This is a genomic window from Dyadobacter sp. (assembly GCF_017744695.1).
Classification (GTDB): domain Bacteria; phylum Bacteroidota; class Bacteroidia; order Cytophagales; family Spirosomataceae; genus Dyadobacter.
In genome coordinates, this window is sequence record NZ_JAGIAS010000006.1 from 48872 (window position 1) to 64388 (window position 15517).

12 protein-coding genes are annotated in these 15517 nt (G+C 50.6%); 6 read left to right on the top strand and 6 right to left on the bottom strand.

Translation table 11 applies throughout. From position 1 onward, the window contains the following. Positions 1-52 precede the first annotated feature (52 nt). Positions 53-1333 (top strand): pitrilysin family protein, encoded by a 1281-nt coding sequence (locus J7619_RS20920; RefSeq protein ID WP_291203197.1) that lies wholly within the window; start codon positions 53-55, stop codon positions 1331-1333. On the opposite strand, the gene J7619_RS20925 is transcribed toward J7619_RS20920, so the two are convergent. After that, positions 1334-2662 carry a deoxyribodipyrimidine photo-lyase gene (locus tag J7619_RS20925; protein ID WP_291203200.1) on the bottom strand — a complete coding sequence of 443 codons (1329 nt, stop codon included), beginning with the start codon at positions 2660-2662 and terminating at the stop codon, positions 1334-1336. It abuts the gene before it with no gap. A gap of 180 nt (positions 2663-2842) precedes the next feature. On the opposite strand from J7619_RS20925, the gene J7619_RS20930 reads away from it, so the two are divergent. Further along, positions 2843-3706 carry a DUF1080 domain-containing protein gene (locus J7619_RS20930; protein WP_291203203.1) on the top strand — a complete coding sequence of 288 codons (864 nt, stop codon included), beginning with the start codon at positions 2843-2845 and terminating at the stop codon, positions 3704-3706. 124 nt (positions 3707-3830) lie between these two features. On the opposite strand, the gene murA is transcribed toward J7619_RS20930, so the two are convergent. The 4 genes from murA to J7619_RS20950 form a co-directional block, all read right to left on the bottom strand. Next, positions 3831-5138, bottom strand: a complete 1308-nt coding sequence (murA, locus tag J7619_RS20935; RefSeq protein ID WP_291203207.1) for a UDP-N-acetylglucosamine 1-carboxyvinyltransferase — start codon at positions 5136-5138, stop codon at positions 3831-3833. A 45-nt stretch (positions 5139-5183) separates the two neighbouring features. Next, positions 5184-5906: a DUF4290 domain-containing protein gene (locus tag J7619_RS20940; RefSeq protein WP_291203210.1), complete on the bottom strand. Its 723-nt coding sequence runs from the start codon at positions 5904-5906 to the stop codon at positions 5184-5186. 92 nt (positions 5907-5998) lie between these two features. Further along, the gene (locus J7619_RS20945) at positions 5999-8767 is read right to left on the bottom strand and encodes a C25 family cysteine peptidase (RefSeq protein WP_291203213.1); all 2769 of its coding nucleotides are present in this window, start codon (positions 8765-8767) and stop codon (positions 5999-6001) included. Positions 8768-8800: 33 nt separating this feature from the next. Further along, a complete protein-coding gene (locus J7619_RS20950) occupies positions 8801-9304 on the bottom strand; it encodes a dihydrofolate reductase (RefSeq protein ID WP_291203216.1) in 504 nt (167 codons plus the stop codon). A 371-nt stretch (positions 9305-9675) separates the two neighbouring features. On the opposite strand from J7619_RS20950, the gene J7619_RS20955 reads away from it, so the two are divergent. The 3 genes from J7619_RS20955 (at position 9676) to J7619_RS20965 (ending at position 13381) form a co-directional block, all read left to right on the top strand. Beyond that, positions 9676-10050, top strand: a complete 375-nt coding sequence (locus tag J7619_RS20955) for a PadR family transcriptional regulator (protein ID WP_291203218.1) — start codon at positions 9676-9678, stop codon at positions 10048-10050. Between the two features lie 31 nt (positions 10051-10081). Next, positions 10082-12616, top strand: a complete 2535-nt coding sequence (locus J7619_RS20960) for a PspC domain-containing protein (protein WP_291203221.1) — start codon at positions 10082-10084, stop codon at positions 12614-12616. A 69-nt stretch (positions 12617-12685) separates the two neighbouring features. After that, positions 12686-13381, top strand: coding sequence for a head GIN domain-containing protein (locus J7619_RS20965; protein WP_291203224.1), 696 nt, complete (start codon positions 12686-12688; stop codon positions 13379-13381). A 63-nt stretch (positions 13382-13444) separates the two neighbouring features. Here J7619_RS20965 and J7619_RS20970 read toward each other — a convergent pair whose 3' ends face one another. Next, positions 13445-14515, bottom strand: coding sequence for a hypothetical protein (locus tag J7619_RS20970; RefSeq protein WP_291203227.1), 1071 nt, complete (start codon positions 14513-14515; stop codon positions 13445-13447). 144 nt (positions 14516-14659) lie between these two features. Here J7619_RS20970 and J7619_RS20975 point away from each other — a divergent pair, with 144 nt between their 5' ends. Then, positions 14660-15505 (top strand): outer membrane beta-barrel protein, encoded by an 846-nt coding sequence (locus J7619_RS20975; RefSeq protein WP_291203230.1) that lies wholly within the window; start codon positions 14660-14662, stop codon positions 15503-15505. The last annotated feature ends 12 nt before the right edge of the window (positions 15506-15517 follow it).

Genomic DNA, 15517 nt, shown 5'->3' on the forward strand with positions numbered 1-15517 from the left:
AACGAATGGCGTTATTGCAACGTCATTCGTTTTTTTATACTCACCACAGCCCATGTCACTGGACCGTACTATTGCCCCTGATTTCAAAATCATTCAAACTGTAAGCCTGCCGGAACCTCAAACCTATACCCTCGATAATGGGATCGCACTGCATGTGATCAATATCGGGGAACAACCGGTGGTGCGCCTGGAATGCATTTTCGAAGCAGGTAACTGGTATGAAAGCGAAACAGCGGCGTCCTATTTTGCGGTCAAAATGCTGACCGAAGGTGTGGAGGGAATGACATCGCAGGAGATCAACGAGGCATTCGATCAACTGGGGGCATTCACTGAACTCACCCACACATCCGACCGGGTGGGAATTGTGGTGTATTGCCTGTCTCGTTTTCTGCCCGAAGTGCTGCCGCTGGTTCAAAAGCTGATCCGCAATGCGACCTTCCCGGAAAAAGAGTTTCAGGAGCTGAAAAATATTACGGTGCAGAACCTGAAAGTGAATAAGGAGAAAACGGCTTATCTGGCTACGACGGAGTTCAGGGCACGGCTGTTTGGTGCGAGCCATCCGTACGGGCAAAGCCAGAGCACGGAGGAAATCGACGCACTGGGCATGGATGCCGTGCGGACTCATTACGAGCGGTTCATTCGTGATGGTAAGTTCACTACGGTGTTGGCCGGGCAAGTTACTGAAGCCGATGTGCAGCACGTGAATGCGACTTTGGGCCAAAATTCCTTCGATGCCGATTCCGGTAAGATTTCCTTCACTGCTTCCGAATCCTATCAGGGCGGAGAGGCAATCGTCGAGCGCCCGGAAAGCGTACAATCGTCGATCAGGATGGGCCGGGTGCTTTTTAACCGCCATCATCCCGATTATTTCAAAATGCTGGTCACAAACGAGATTCTTGGAGGCTATTTCGGGTCGAGGCTGATGAAGAATATCCGGGAGGAAAAAGGCCTTACCTACGGCATTTCCTCACACCTGGTGACCTTGCGTAACGAGGGTTACCTGATGATCGGGACGGATGTGAAAAAGGAATTTACCCAGCAAACCATCGACGAGATCAAAAAGGAAATATACCGGCTGCAAACCGAGCCCGTGGGTGCGGAGGAATTGCAGACTGTCAAAAGCTTTATGGCCGGGGAGTTTGCCGGGTCGTTGAATACCGCATTCGAGGTCGCCGACCGGCGTAAAATATTGCTGCTGGATAGCCTGCCCGCCAATTTCTTCAATCAATACATCGACCGCATTCACGCCACTACCGCGGAAGATGTGATGGCGATGGCAAATAGCTATCTCCGCCCGGAGGATATGGTAACGGTGATAGCAGGAGGTAAATAGTTATTGATTAGCCTTGTCCAGGGCATCCTTGTAGGTTTTCAGGCAGCGTTCCCGTGCCTCCTTGTGGTCGACCATCGGAGCAGGGTAGGCGTCGGTACCAAATTCCGGGACCCACTTTTTGATATACTCCATTTTAGGATCGAATTTCTCTGCTTGCGATACCGGGTTGAATATCCGGAAATACGGTGCGGCATCGGTCCCTGATCCCACTGCCCATTGCCAGCCGCCATTGTTTGCTGCTAGGTCGTAATCGAGCAGTTTTTCTGCGAAATAGGCCTCGCCCCAACGCCAGTCGATGAGCAGATGCTTGGCCAGGAAGCTGGCTGTAACCATCCGTGCCCGGTTATGCATGAAACCTGTTGCATTGAGCTGTCGCATGCCGGCATCTACCAGCGGGTACCCGGTCTTGCCTTCACACCATTTCCTGAAATCGTCTTTGTCGTAACGCCATTTAATGAAATCGTATGCTTTGCGAAATGCCTCACCCTTGCCTACATGCGGGAAGTTGAAGAGGATTTGCTGGTAGAAATCCCGCCAGATCAACTCGTTCAGAAAGGTCTCACTATGCCTGCGCGCCTGACTTGTGAGCTCCCGAATGCTCACGGTACCAAAGCGCAGGTGAATGCCCATGCGGCTGGTACCTGCCAGTGCGGGGAAGTCGCGGTCTTTGTTGTAATCTTTCAGCAAAGCATGGTCGATATGATCCGAAGGGAATTTAAACTCGACCTTTTCAAATCCCATGTCTTTCAATGCAGGGAATGCGGAGCCGCTCCATTTTAGAAAGTGCCTGAAATATTTTTGAGTAGGGTATGATTGGAGGTAAAAATCAGTCAGCTTTTCTTTCCATGCCCGGCTGTAAGGCGTAAAAACGGTGTACGGCGTTTTCTGGCCCGTCAGTATTTCCTGTTTTTCAAAAATGACCTGGTCTTTGCAGGTTTTGAAAACAATGCCTTTTTTCTTCAAAATCCTGTAAACTTCCTTGTCGCGGTCGGTGGCGTAGGGTTCGTAATCGGTGTTGGTATACACTTCGGCGATGTCGTATTCATCCGCGAGCCTTTCCCATATTTTTGCAGGGAAACCGTATTCGACCAGTATATCCGCCCCCTTTTGTTGCAACTCCCGTTGGATATTGGAAACTGCTTCGTGTATGAACGTCAGCCTTGCATCTTTCTTTTCTTCCAGGTCATCGAGGATATTCCGGTCGAAAATGAAGAGCGGCACAACCGGATATCCCGAGCGCAGTGCATAGTAAAGCCCTGCGTTGTCGTGCAGCCGAAGGTCGCGGCGAAACCAGAATAGCACGATTTTGTCTTTAGTTTTTAGGGACATGCAGCAGTTTTTGGTCGTGGACGAAGGAGATAGTGATATAACTTAACTACGAAGTAAGTCCATTTTTGGATGATGGGGATTTTCAAATCTTTTATATTTACTGCCGGAGTGTCGGAACGCCGGACGCCTTTAAAAGATCACCCATACCGACGCAACACAATCTTAACTTAACCTGTATTCATGAAATTACAACTCACGATCCTGTTCAGCCTCTTGTGCCTTACGGTTTTCGGTCAAAAGAATAATGCCGACAAGCAGGAATGGAAACAGCTCTTTAATGGAAAAAACCTGGATGGCTGGGATATCAAAATCCGCGGCTACGAACTGAACGACAACTTTAACAACACCTTCCGGGTGGAGGATGGCAAAATGGTAGTTCGTTACGACAAATACGACGATTTCGCACAGAAATACGGGCACATCTTCTACAAGGGCGATTATTCCTATTACCGCATTGCGGTTGAATATCGTTTCGTAGGCGAGCAGGCACCTAAGGGCGAAGGCTGGGCATGGCGGAACTCCGGTATCATGGTGCACGGGCAACCTGCTGCGACAATGGGTAAAGACCAGGATTTTCCGGCGTCGATCGAAGTGCAGCTGTTGGGAGGAAACGACAAAACCCGCACGACCTGTAACCTTTGTACGCCCGGTACCAATGTCGTGATCGACGGTAAGCTGGTTACCCAGCATTGTGTCAATTCCAAATCGAAAACCTACAATGGCGACCAGTGGGTGCGCGCCGAAGTGCTCGTACTCGGTGATTCACTGATCCAGCATTTTGCAAATGGGGAAATGGTACTCGAATACAACAAGCCGCAACTCGGCGGAGGTAATGTAAGCGGCGATATCGATCCGGCGATCAAGATCGCAGGCAAGCTGCTGGATCACGGTTCGATTTCATTGCAAAGCGAAAGCCACCCTGTGGAGTTCAGAAAAGTGGAAATCCTGGATTTGAAAGGCTGCATGGACCCGAAAGCGACCAATTACAAGTCTTACTATGTAAAAGCGGACAATAGCAAGTGCAGCTACGGGAAGAAGAAATAAGCTAAAACGAAGAATGTCACCCTGAGCGAAGTCGAAGGGCCATGCACGATGTTTGCGGTATGGACTGTCTTCGACTTCGCTCAGACTGACATTGGCACATTCAGTCTAAAGAAATTCACAGTATTTATAACCTCACAATCTCCGCGCCAATCGCGTTTAAACGCGTGTCGATGTTCTGGTAACCGCGGTCGATTTGCTCGATATTGTCGATAATACTCACGCCTTTGGCCGACATTGCTGCGATCAGCAATGCAACCCCGGCGCGAATGTCAGGCGAAGTCATGCGAATGCCGCGGAGCTGCGTCTCGCGGTTGTGGCCGATTACGGTGGCACGGTGCGGGTCGCAAAGGATAATTTGCGCACCCATTTCGATCAGTTTATCCACAAAGAACAAGCGGCTTTCGAACATTTTCTGGTGAATCAGAACGGTTCCCTGTGCCTGCGTGGCCGTCACGAGCACGATACTCAGCAAGTCGGGTGTGAAGCCGGGCCAGGGGGCATCTGCTACGGATAGCGTCGAACCGTCGAGGTAGTTTTCAATGCGGTAGCGTTCCTGTGCGGGGATGAAAATGTCATCACCCCGGAATTCCATTTGAATACCCAATCTTTTGAAAACATCGGGAATAATGCCCAGCTCCGGAATGCGGCAGTCTTTGATGGTAATCTCCGATTGCGTCATGGCTGCGAGGCCGATGAAGCTACCGATTTCGATCATATCCGGGAGCATAGTATGCTCGGTACCTTTTAGTTCGCTTACGCCTTCGACTACCAGCAAATTGGAAGCGATACCCGAGATTTTAGCACCCATGCGGTTCAGCATTTTACAAAGCTGCTGCAAATAAGGCTCGCAGGCTGCATTGTAAATGGTGGTTGTGCCTTCGGCCATCACGGCAGCCATCAGAACGTTGGCCGTACCGGTTACCGAAGCCTCGTCCAGGAGCATATAAGTGCCTTTCAGGTTGGCAGCATCCACGCGGTAGAACCCGCCGTCTTCTTCATCATAACTGAATTCCGCACCCAGTTTCTCGAAACCCAAAAAATGGGTGTCCAGTCTTCGCCGGCCGATCTTGTCGCCACCGGGGCGAGGGATGCGTCCTTTGCGGAAGCGCGCCAGCATAGGGCCGAGCAGCATCACCGAGCCGCGCAATGCAGCCGCTTTCTGACGGAACGAGTCCGATTCGAGGTAATCGAGGTTGATATCGTCGGCTTCGAAGCGGATGGAAGTTTCGCTCAGCCTTGTGCGGCGTACACCCAGATCACCCAGGAGGTTGATCAGCTGGTTTACGTCACGGATATTCGGGATGTTGTGGATCGTAACGGGCTCTTTGGTCAGGAGCACTGCACAGATGATCTGCAATGCTTCGTTTTTGGCGCCTTGCGGCACGATTTCACCCTTGAGACGACGATCCCCGGTAATTTTGAATGATGCCATAGAAGATTTTGGGCAATTGAGACGGTATAAAATGAAACCTGGATGTTACATTCCAGGTTTTTTGCGGTTGTTATTCCGGTTGTTGTTATTGTTGTTGTTCCGGTTCTGGAACTTGTTGTTCCGGTTGCGGTTCTGATTGCCCTGGTTGCCGCCGCCCTGCCTATCGGAATTGTGGGACTGGGCTTTGAAGTTATTCCCGCCAGTCTGGTTCACACGGTTGCGCTCCTGGTTGTTGTTGCGGTCTTTCGGTGCGGCATCGATCGGCCCCGATTTGCGGATGTAATCGATTTCCTCCTTCAAACGGCCTTTGCTAAGTTGTTCCAGCTGGGCGAGCAAGACGTTGTCTTCGGGATTATCCTTGTTCCACGCATTGAAAAACGAGCGCATCAGGCGGAAAATGTAGGAAACGAATGCAAGGCGGTCTTCCGGATTTTCAGTCTGTGACGCTTTTTCCAGAAGCAGATCGATATTGCGGCCGTAGTGGCGGAATTGCAGGTTTTGCTGGTTGTAGTCGACGCGGAGCGGCTTTTTACCCAACGCTTCTTTGGATGGCGGGGGGAAAGGGCTGTCGACATCCAGTTCGAAACCGGAAATAATGTACAGGTCGTCCCACAACTTGTTGGTATAGTCCTGGTTATCCCGCATGTTGGGATGTATCTGACGCATGAGCTCAACCAGGATGTGCGCATAAAGTGTGCGCTTCGCCTTATCCTCTATCTTGACGATGTGGTCGGCCAATTTTTGTACGTTACTGCCGTATTCTTTCAATGGGATATCTTTTATATAATGGACAAAAATAATAAGTTTTTGTGGAAACAAAATGAGGTACAACGGTAAAACAGGCATTCTGCGACGCTGGCTCAGGGAGCGTAAAGCAAATGGCCCCGCATACTTTCGAGGGGGAATGTAGCATGCAGCCCGGCTTCGGGGCGATGGACGGTGTAGTGGTAAACTCCGGCCGGAATTCCGGGGGAATGTGTGGCCGGACGCCAGAACCATTCACAGCGGCCAACATTACAATACAACAGTTTCCGGAAAACCGTTGTTCCCAGCGGGTTATAGATATTTATTTCAAAGCCGGCGGGAAGCAGTCCCCGGTTTTGGATTGTAAACCTGAACCACTGGCCCGACGGATTAGGAGAAACGGTTGCCTCTATGGACCCGGGCTGGTCAGCCACTTCGAAATGAATCTGATACGGCGGCGGCGACTGCCCCGTTTTGTCACGGCATTGGATGGTCAGCAGATATTTGCCAGGGTGTAGCGTAGGTTGAAAAGTGATTTCATAGAAATCCCCTGCCCAGTTCTTCCCAATGGCGGAACTTAATGGCATTCTGATGTCGGTACATCCGGCGCAAAGCCTCTTAAGCCACACGGCCAACATGGTTGTGTCATTGTCGGCGTCCGGAAGGTTTTCGTCGAAGATTTGAACCCGGATGACCGGTTTTCCGGAAATGGTGTCTCCATTGCGGATTTGTCTTCCGTCGATGGAAACCTGCATAAGCGGAGGCTGGTCGGTCGCGACCGATTGGCTGTCGAGGTCGGTGAGCAGCGAGGGAAAAATGCGGATGGCCGGATCGCCATGTAATGTCATTTGTTGCACGGTAATGCTATCCAGCATGTTGGGGTCACGCGCCAGGTTCCGCCGGATTGCTTCCTGTTGGATAATGCCAAACGGCTTACTCGTGAATGCTGCGTCTGCCAGGACTTCATAAAGTATTTCAGTATAACGCTTCAAGGCGGTGGACGGACCATTGAAAGTATGAGCCAGAAAGAGTACAGCCCCGCTTTCGGGCGCAAAGATCCAGTCGGAGCTCAATGTATGGGTTGAATAAAAGATGCTCCCTGCCGCGCAGCCATTCACGATCACCGCCGGATAGCGCGGATGGTTCTGGTAATTCCGTGACGGATCGCTCGCATGGCCGATGTCGATGTCCGTGACGTCGATAGCGGAGTGGCCAAACAAGGTTATCAGCCCAACCCCTGCATTGACTTGTTTATCAACATGGACCTGTTCGACTGCGTTGTCCGTGAGCTTTGAAATCGTGGTGACGTTATCGGCGAGAAACGTATTTTCAAGTTTCTTTTCAAATGACCGCAGGTACGTTCGGAACACATTCAACTCATCCCTCGACCTGCCGCCGCTTAAATGCAGTATCCGTTTCCGCCATGCCGCCGATGCAGGCTCGGCTTCCATTGCCTGTACTTTGCGGAGGTAGTTGAGCAGTTGCCCGGAGTTTAGTGCATTAATGCGCCCGATCGGGACGAGCGGATTCCAGTCGCCGTCGGCATTGACGAGCGCGATGTCGGAGCCTGGCCAACCCGCATTGGGTACCATGTCTACTTGCCACGAATCCTCCATTTTTCGGGCTTTCTGAGGATCGATGGATCTCCCAGCGAGCAATACGAATTGTAAATTTCCCTTATCGTGTAGCCACCGGACTGTGTTGCGGATGCCTTGCGGGCCGGGCTGTCCGGCATTGAACTGGTCGTAAAGTTCATGGCTGTAAACGACCGAGGTTTTATAACCGCCACCGGCCTTCGAAATTCGATAACGCGCATATTCAGCTACTGCGTCGAGCCCGCGTGCCGGTACACGCATGAGTGGGTGTGTAATGATGAGGTAATCAGTTTCCGGATCAATATAAGTGAACTTTACGATGCGCGGAGGCAAGGTTTTCATGTGCCCGGGCGCGATGCGCGGGCCTGCCTGCGGGTAGTGTATGCGTACATACGAGAGCGATACGTGCCCGCCCATCGGTATGAGTGTAAGGGTCAATACACCGGCGCTATCAAAATCGGTGGTTTGAAGTTGTATCTGAAAGCGTCGCGTTTGACGATTATTTACACTCAAATCTGCCAATTTTCTTTTTGAATGATTGCTCCACAATGCAACCGAATGCCCGCCCGGTGCCCAGCCTGCGAGCATGATTTCAAGGTCAGTATCCGCTGCTCGTTCTCTTACCAGCTTTTTAGTTTTAAAAACCATTTCAAAAGAGTTGCGAGGCGCTATTTCGGGGCCGGTCCAGCCTTCTCCTTCATCATATTCAGTCAACAATGACCCGGTTTCGTAGCTGCTTTCCGGCGGGAAGAATCGGCCGGGCAGGTAATGGGACATAAAAAGTTGCGTTGACTCTTCCCAATGGAATGCGGCGCTGTCGATAATAGTGCCAGGTATGGGGAAGTTCGTCCTTAATCCGCGCTTGCCATTTTGCCAGGTCAGAAAATAGGCGGTGGTATCGGAATAGAGGTTATAGTAATGATGCGGCATTGCACGGGGTTTTGCGTAAAGCGCAGTATCCGCATAACCATCATTCTTTTTACCTGAAAACAGCAAATACCCCTCGTGCCCTAATCTGCCCGACGAATCACCCACTACTTGCAATGGTACTTCGCCACCGTGCTCGAATAGCTGAATGCCGGAGGTCAGGATTGAATCAAGGGGGAGGCCTTCCCGCGCGAGGTCAGCGGCAGTGATTTTGTAAATGCCGGTTTCGGTAACCGGGATGCGCAGGTAAGTCTGCCTGTAGTCGATCCACTCATTGCCGTAGTGTTGCTGGGCATTGCATGGGGCATGGCCGAAAACGAAGCATAAGACCAGTAGTGTGTGTGCGGATGTCCTTGTCATCATGATTGAGTTTTTGACGCACAAGGAGGAGCCGGCTTATTCCGGCTGCTTTCGGATGTACAGGTTCATGGAAAACGAATACGCATGATCGTCATCGGTACCATGAAATTCTGAACTCGCCAGCTGCCAGTCGTTCGGGTCGAATGCCGGGAAATACGCGTCGCCTTCGACTTGTGCGTGTACAATGGTTAAATACATTCTTTGGGCGAGCGGTAGCATTTGCCTGAAAATACTCGCGCCGCCTAATATAAATACGTCCGTTTCATCGGAAAGTAACGCCAACGCTTCGGAAATATCTTTGGCGTACTCGGTGCGCGGTTCTGCATTACCCGGCGGGTTGGAGGTAATGATCACATTCCGGTATTCCGAATGCAGCGCGTCGGGGGCTTCGAAGCTTTTTCTGCCCATGATGAATGCCTTGCCTGCGGTAGTTTTCCGGAAATGCGCCCATTCGTCGGGCAGATGCCAGGGCAGGCTGTTGTTCAGTCCGATGACATGGTTTTCAGCCATAGCGGCGATGATGTATAATTGTAGTTTCATAGTTAATGATGATTTTTTTCTTTTTCTTCTCTCTTTCTTTCTGCTCTCTCTCTTTCTTCTTTTTTCTCTTTCTCTCTCTCTCTTTCTTCTCTCTTTCTCCGTCGGTTAAAACCGACGGCAAAAGATAGCTATTACTGTTGGTTTTGACCTAGGGGGTATAGTCGGGAGTATTAAATCGGTTGCGGTTTTTAGCGCTAAATTCATTTTAAGCCGATCGCCCTCTTAATTTAACCATTCATCCCAACCGGAGCATCTTTTTAACATGGTACCTTGCATCGCAAAGTACCTGTGTATACCTTTGTATTGTTAGAAGTTTAAATTCTATCTATTAGCCATGAACATATTCATTTAAAATTAACTCATGAAACCACATGAATATTGAAAATGCCCAAGTGCAGATGCGGAAGGGAATTTTGGAATTCTGCATCCTGCACATCATATCCCGGGGCGAAGTTTATGCCTCGGATATGTTGGATGAACTGACGTCCGCTCACATCATGGTGGTGGAAGGAACATTATACCCTCTTCTTACCAGGTTAAAAAACTCGGGCTGGCTGGATTATAAATGGGTGGAGTCGTCTTCGGGCCCTCCAAGGAAATACTATGTTTTGACGGATGAGGGGAAGGTCTTCCTGGACGCGATGCAGGCTACGTGGTTTGAGCTCGCCGACTCGGTGCAAACCGTGATTAAACGCACGGAGGAGTTGAACAAAACGGCTTCAAGCAATCTTCCTGACCCTAACTGATCACACTCAAAGACATTCGATTATTTCAATCATGAAAAAGACAATCAGCATAAATATAGGCGGCATCATCTTCCACATCGAGGAAGATGGCTACGAGAAACTGAAAGGGTATCTCGCCTCTATCCAGAAGTATTTTTCTTCGTTCGCGGATAGCAAAGAGATCCTTTCGGACATTGAGGGCAGGATTGCGGAAAGGTTTCTGAACAAACAAAAAGTGGAAAATAAGCAGGTGATCTCGTTGTCGGATGTCGATGAACTGATTGCCGCAATGGGCACCGTGGCCGATTTCGAGGCGATCGAACAAGCTGAGGATATCCTGGCCGACCCGCTGGAAACGGCTTCGGCACAATCGTCTGCACCTAAACAGGGAGCCTATACTTCGGCGCCTAATCCACCCAAAACAGAACCTGCAAAGCCCGGCGCACCGCGGAAACTTTACCGCGACCTTCGCAGGAAATTACTCGGCGGTGTGGCGGCGGGTCTGGCGCATTACTTTACGATCGACGCGATTTGGGTAAGATTAGCTTTCCTTTTCGCGGTAGTAGGCCTACCGGCAGGCTCGGGTATGCTGGATATGAACGCAGAGGAAATCTTCGGGCCTATTTCAGGATTTAGCGTGCTGGTCTACATAGCGATGTGGGTGGCATTCCCGGGTTCTGTGACGCTCGAAGAGGATGCGCACATTAAGAAGTTTTACCGCGATCCGGACCGTAAGGTCGTAGGTGGTGTAGCGGCCGGTGTGGCTTCCTATTTCGGAGTCGACCTGGGCGTGGTGCGCTTCCTGTGGGTACTGTCGATCCTGCTGTTCGGAACGGGCTTTCTGATCTACATCGTGCTGTGGGTGATTGCGCCAAATGCGAATACGCTGACCGAAAAAATGGAAATGCAGGGGGAGCCTATTACCCTCTCCAATATTGAGTCGAACATCAAGCAGAGCCTCAATTTGGAAGAAAGAGGGGGAGAAGAGCATATCGTTACCAAGATATTGTTATTGCCTTTCCGTGCTATCGGCCTGGTTTTCTCGGCGCTGGGGAAGTTGCTTAGAGGTCTAGGGCCTGTCGTGAGAGTGCTGATCGGCGCATTCCTGATCGGGATGTCGGCGTTAGGATTGCTGGGCATTGTGATAGCGGCGGGCGTAGCGCTGGGCCTTACCAGCGCCGGTGTATTCGACGATTTGCCGGTCCCGATCTTGATATTCCAGGAATTGCCCGAAATACTGATCCTTTCCGGGATTCTGGTAGCCGCTATTCCTTTGGTGACCTTCCTTTTGCTGGGACTTACATTGATTTCCAATAAAAGAATTGTAGGTGGCAGCGTGTGGCTGACCATGCTGGGCCTTTGGATCGTGGGCGTCGTCGGTGCGACAATAGGCGGCGTTAACTATCAGCGCAATTTTGCCAAAAGAGGTGAAGTGACAGAAACCACGTATTATGCGGTGCCGCGCGGAACGCTGACTTTGGATTACAATTATTTATATGATGAAGAGAATATAGATGTAGATGTACGATTGATTGGGTCTAACTCGGGCGACAGTATCAGGCTTGAAAAAACGCTTCGTGCGAGAGGCCGGTCTCGCGAGGATGCTCAGAAAAATGCACTGGAGATCAAATACAGCCCACAGTTCCGCGATTCGGTTTTCGTCCTTACGGAAGGCCCGGCGCTTTCAAGCCGCTCGCGGTTCCGCGATCAAGAGATCGATTTGACGGTGGGTATCCCTTATAATAAGCCTTTCGCCATGAAAAGGGATTTTTATCACCAATTGAACGATTGGGAAAGCAACCAGCAACATCTGAAAAGATACGACCTGCATGATGCCGACGAAGCTACCTGGAATCAGTTGATTTGGGTCATGAAACGCGATTCGGGATTGATTTGTACCAATATCCCGCTGAAATACATCCGTAGCGAGAACAGTGAAGGCGATCACGACGGTTATTCTTTCGAATACAACGATAACAGTGACCTCGAACTGGGAGAGCGTGGCAATTACAGCAAACAATTCCCGGTTTCAGACTTCAGGAAAGTGGATATCGGCGGCGCTTATTCGATCATTATCCGCCAGGGTACGGAGTACGGTGTGACTGCCGACTCGGATAACCAGGAGAATATCGATGATATCCGGGTAGTGGTGGAAGACGGTGTGCTGCGTGTGAAGCGTACCCGGGAGCTTAACCTCTTCGACCACGAAAAATGGGAACGCGTTGGCATCGTGATCACCATGCCGACCATCGAAAATCTGTCGCTTTCAGGTGCAAACAAGACATTGCTGACCGAGTTCAAGGATGTGCCGAAATTGAATGTGGATATTTCGGGAGCTTCCAAAACGGAACTGAACGTATTTACCGATCAGCTGTCGGTGAATGTATCGGGCGCTTCGAAGGCTACGCTGAGAGGTTCGGCCAGGGCGGCCAAGCTGGATGCCCATGGTGCCTGCAAGCTGACGGCCACTGAAATGAATATCCAGAATGCGGATGTAAATGCGTCGGGAGCTTCGAAAGTGGAACTGAGCCATGTGCCTAACCTGAACAAACATGCCAGCGGCGCGAGCAAAATCAATGTGCAGTAATATTTTGAATGCCGGTGCAACGTCGCCGGCATTCTTTTCATCTTTTCGGAAAATCTAACTTATTAAACCATGAAAAGAACGCAACTATTCCTCATTGCAGCCCTTTTGATCACCGCATTGTCGTGCCAGGTGTCCGCGCAGGAGACCCGCAAATTCTCTGTTTCGGGCTTCAACAAGTTATCAATCGGCAGCGCATTCAAAATAGATGTTAAGCAGGGAGGCAGTTTCAGTGTAACGGCAACCGGCCGTTCCGAGGACCTCGAGGATATGGAATCTGCGGTGAAGAGCGGTACGCTGCATTTGGGATATAAAAACAAAGACTGGAACAAGAATCGCAAGACCGTCGAGATCAGCATCACCATGCCGGCCCTGGAAGGCGTTGACTTTTCAGGCGCTTCAAAAGCCAATGTGGCTCGCTTCACGGGGGTGAAAAATATGGAAATTGAAGTTTCCGGCGCATCGCAGGTTACGATGAGCGTCGCCGCTCCCAAAGTGGCCGTTGACCTTTCCGGCGCATCGTCGCTCACGCTCACCGGCGAAGGCGATGTCCTGACCGGCGACGTTTCGGGCGCATCGTCGCTTAAAGGCCGCGATTTTTCTGCCAAGACCGTCAACATCGACGCCTCCGGTGCCAGTAGTGCCGCCGTGTTGGCCAGCAATACCGTCAATGCCGAAGCCAGCGGTGCCAGCAGCATCCGTTACTCGGGCGGAGCGAAGGACATCCATTCCAGCACCTCCGGAGCCAGCTCGGTTAAAAGAGATTAAAGAGAACCATTTAATATTCACCACGAACTACAAAAAAGGCCTGCGATTGCGGGCCTTTTTTGTCTACGGGCATTTGTAGCGGAATGTGGTGATCTCGGTCTGATCCATTCCCTCACCTGTTCGCACACCGGTTGACGACTCCGGCAGGCCGTCAGCATTATAGAGATATGTGGATTTGCTCTCGTAGTTGCTACTGGCTTGGAGGCCATTGTATTTCTCTCGTGTCAGGTTGTTGACGCCAGCTGACGACTGGACGGTTGACATAAGCTCCGGGATACCTTTGAATTTTCTTGGAATGGTACTTTCGGGGTTCAGGCGTTCGTCGAAAGTGAAATCCTGGGTATAAACCGGCTTGTTATTTACGGTATATTCAGTGCGGATCAGGTTCCCTTTGGCATCGCGGGTGTAGTTGAACCGGTAATTGCTCCCGAAAAGAGCTGTTTTATTACCTTTATCATCATATTCTTCTGTGAATTGCCACAGATCGCCGGTACTTGTCAGTGCGGAGACGAGCACTCCGTTTTTATAGTTAGAGACAGTCTTTCCCGAAAAATTGGTTTCTATTGCGGAAACGGCATTGCCCTGGCTGTCATAGGTATAGGTTTTGGTATAATTAATTAGGGTGTCGAGAAGGATTTCGCTATTACCCCGCACACGTCTGGCGATCTGGATGTTCACCAAAGTAACCCGTCCCGATTCGTACTTATAGTCGGATGTTTCGTTCGTTTCATCCACGAAATTTTCAAATTTCCTGCCCTCGTAGGTAGTCGCCCGCACACCTTCCCCCCAGTGGGCAGTGGATTGCTTCCTCACTTTTTGTGTCAGGAACCCGTCGGAATCATATGCGAACGTGAAATTGGTTTGATTGTCGTTCGTCCACAGGACAGTATTTGTAATATTGCTAAATCCTTGGCTCTTGTCAAATCTACTGGCTGTCACCATCTGCTTCTGATCGTTCCAACTTATTTCGTTTCCATGGCTGGCTTTTTGGTCAATGGACGGCATTTCTTGTAAAATGGTTTTACCTAAATAAAGGCATTGGTTAGGATCGATGGTATCCGGATCTTTTTTAGAACAGGAAGCGGCAAGCGCAAGAAACAGGGTGAAAGCGATACGGGTAATGTAAACACGCATAAGAGGATGAATAGGGATTAGGAACTTATTTGCGGCAGCTAACTTAGGTAAAGTTGCAAGTAACCCATATTAACTTTAACAATTTGGGATAAATCAGTTTCTTTTACAACTTGCATCACTCAACACGCATTACTGACATCACACATGAGCCGGAAATATCTACTATTCGTTGCATTGTTCCTGACGATCCTCCACCAGTTTGCTTGGGGACAAGGCCGCTCGAAATTCGGCGGGCGCTATACCGATCCGTTCGGAGTGCTGAGCGTGCAGGCGGGGGTAGGTGTGGCCTATTACATGGGCGATCTCAACGACGGTATCCATATGAAGCACCTCGGACTCGGACCGTCGTTATCGTTGCGTGCATCGTACAGGCTTACCGAGCACGTGAGCGCGCGCGGGGAGTTGCGTTTCTATCAGGTTTCCGGCGATCAGAAGTATTCCAAAAACTATCAGAATAACCTTTCATTCAAGACATTCAACCCGGATATTAACCTGGGTTTGCAGGCAGATTTGTTTGCCTATAACAGGCAGGCGCCGATCAATCCGTACCTATTTGGGGGCGTCGGGGCTACTTACCTGAGTCCGAAGGCAAAGCTCGACGGGACCTGGTACAGTTTGCCGGAGCTCACAACCGAGGGCGTGAAGTACAAGCGAATGCCGCTGGTGTTTACCGCCGGCATTGGAGTTTCCGTTAAAACCACACAAAGGCTGAGCCTCGGGCTGGAACTCTGCAACAACTTCGTGAGGTCTGATTACCTCGACGATGTGAGTACAGTGTACCCCAATCCCGACCAGTTGCCCAGCGACATTGCCCGCGCGCTTTCCGACCGCGCGCCTGAAATCGGGGAGCCGCAGCGCCAGCCGGGATGGAACCGCGGAAGCGCCAAAAGCAAGGACAGCTATTTGTTTTTGCAGGTGAGGGCGACATACCTGATCGGCAATCGCGCCCAGAACCAGGAGCGGAAAAAGACACGCTGCCCCAAATTTTAAATACATCACCAT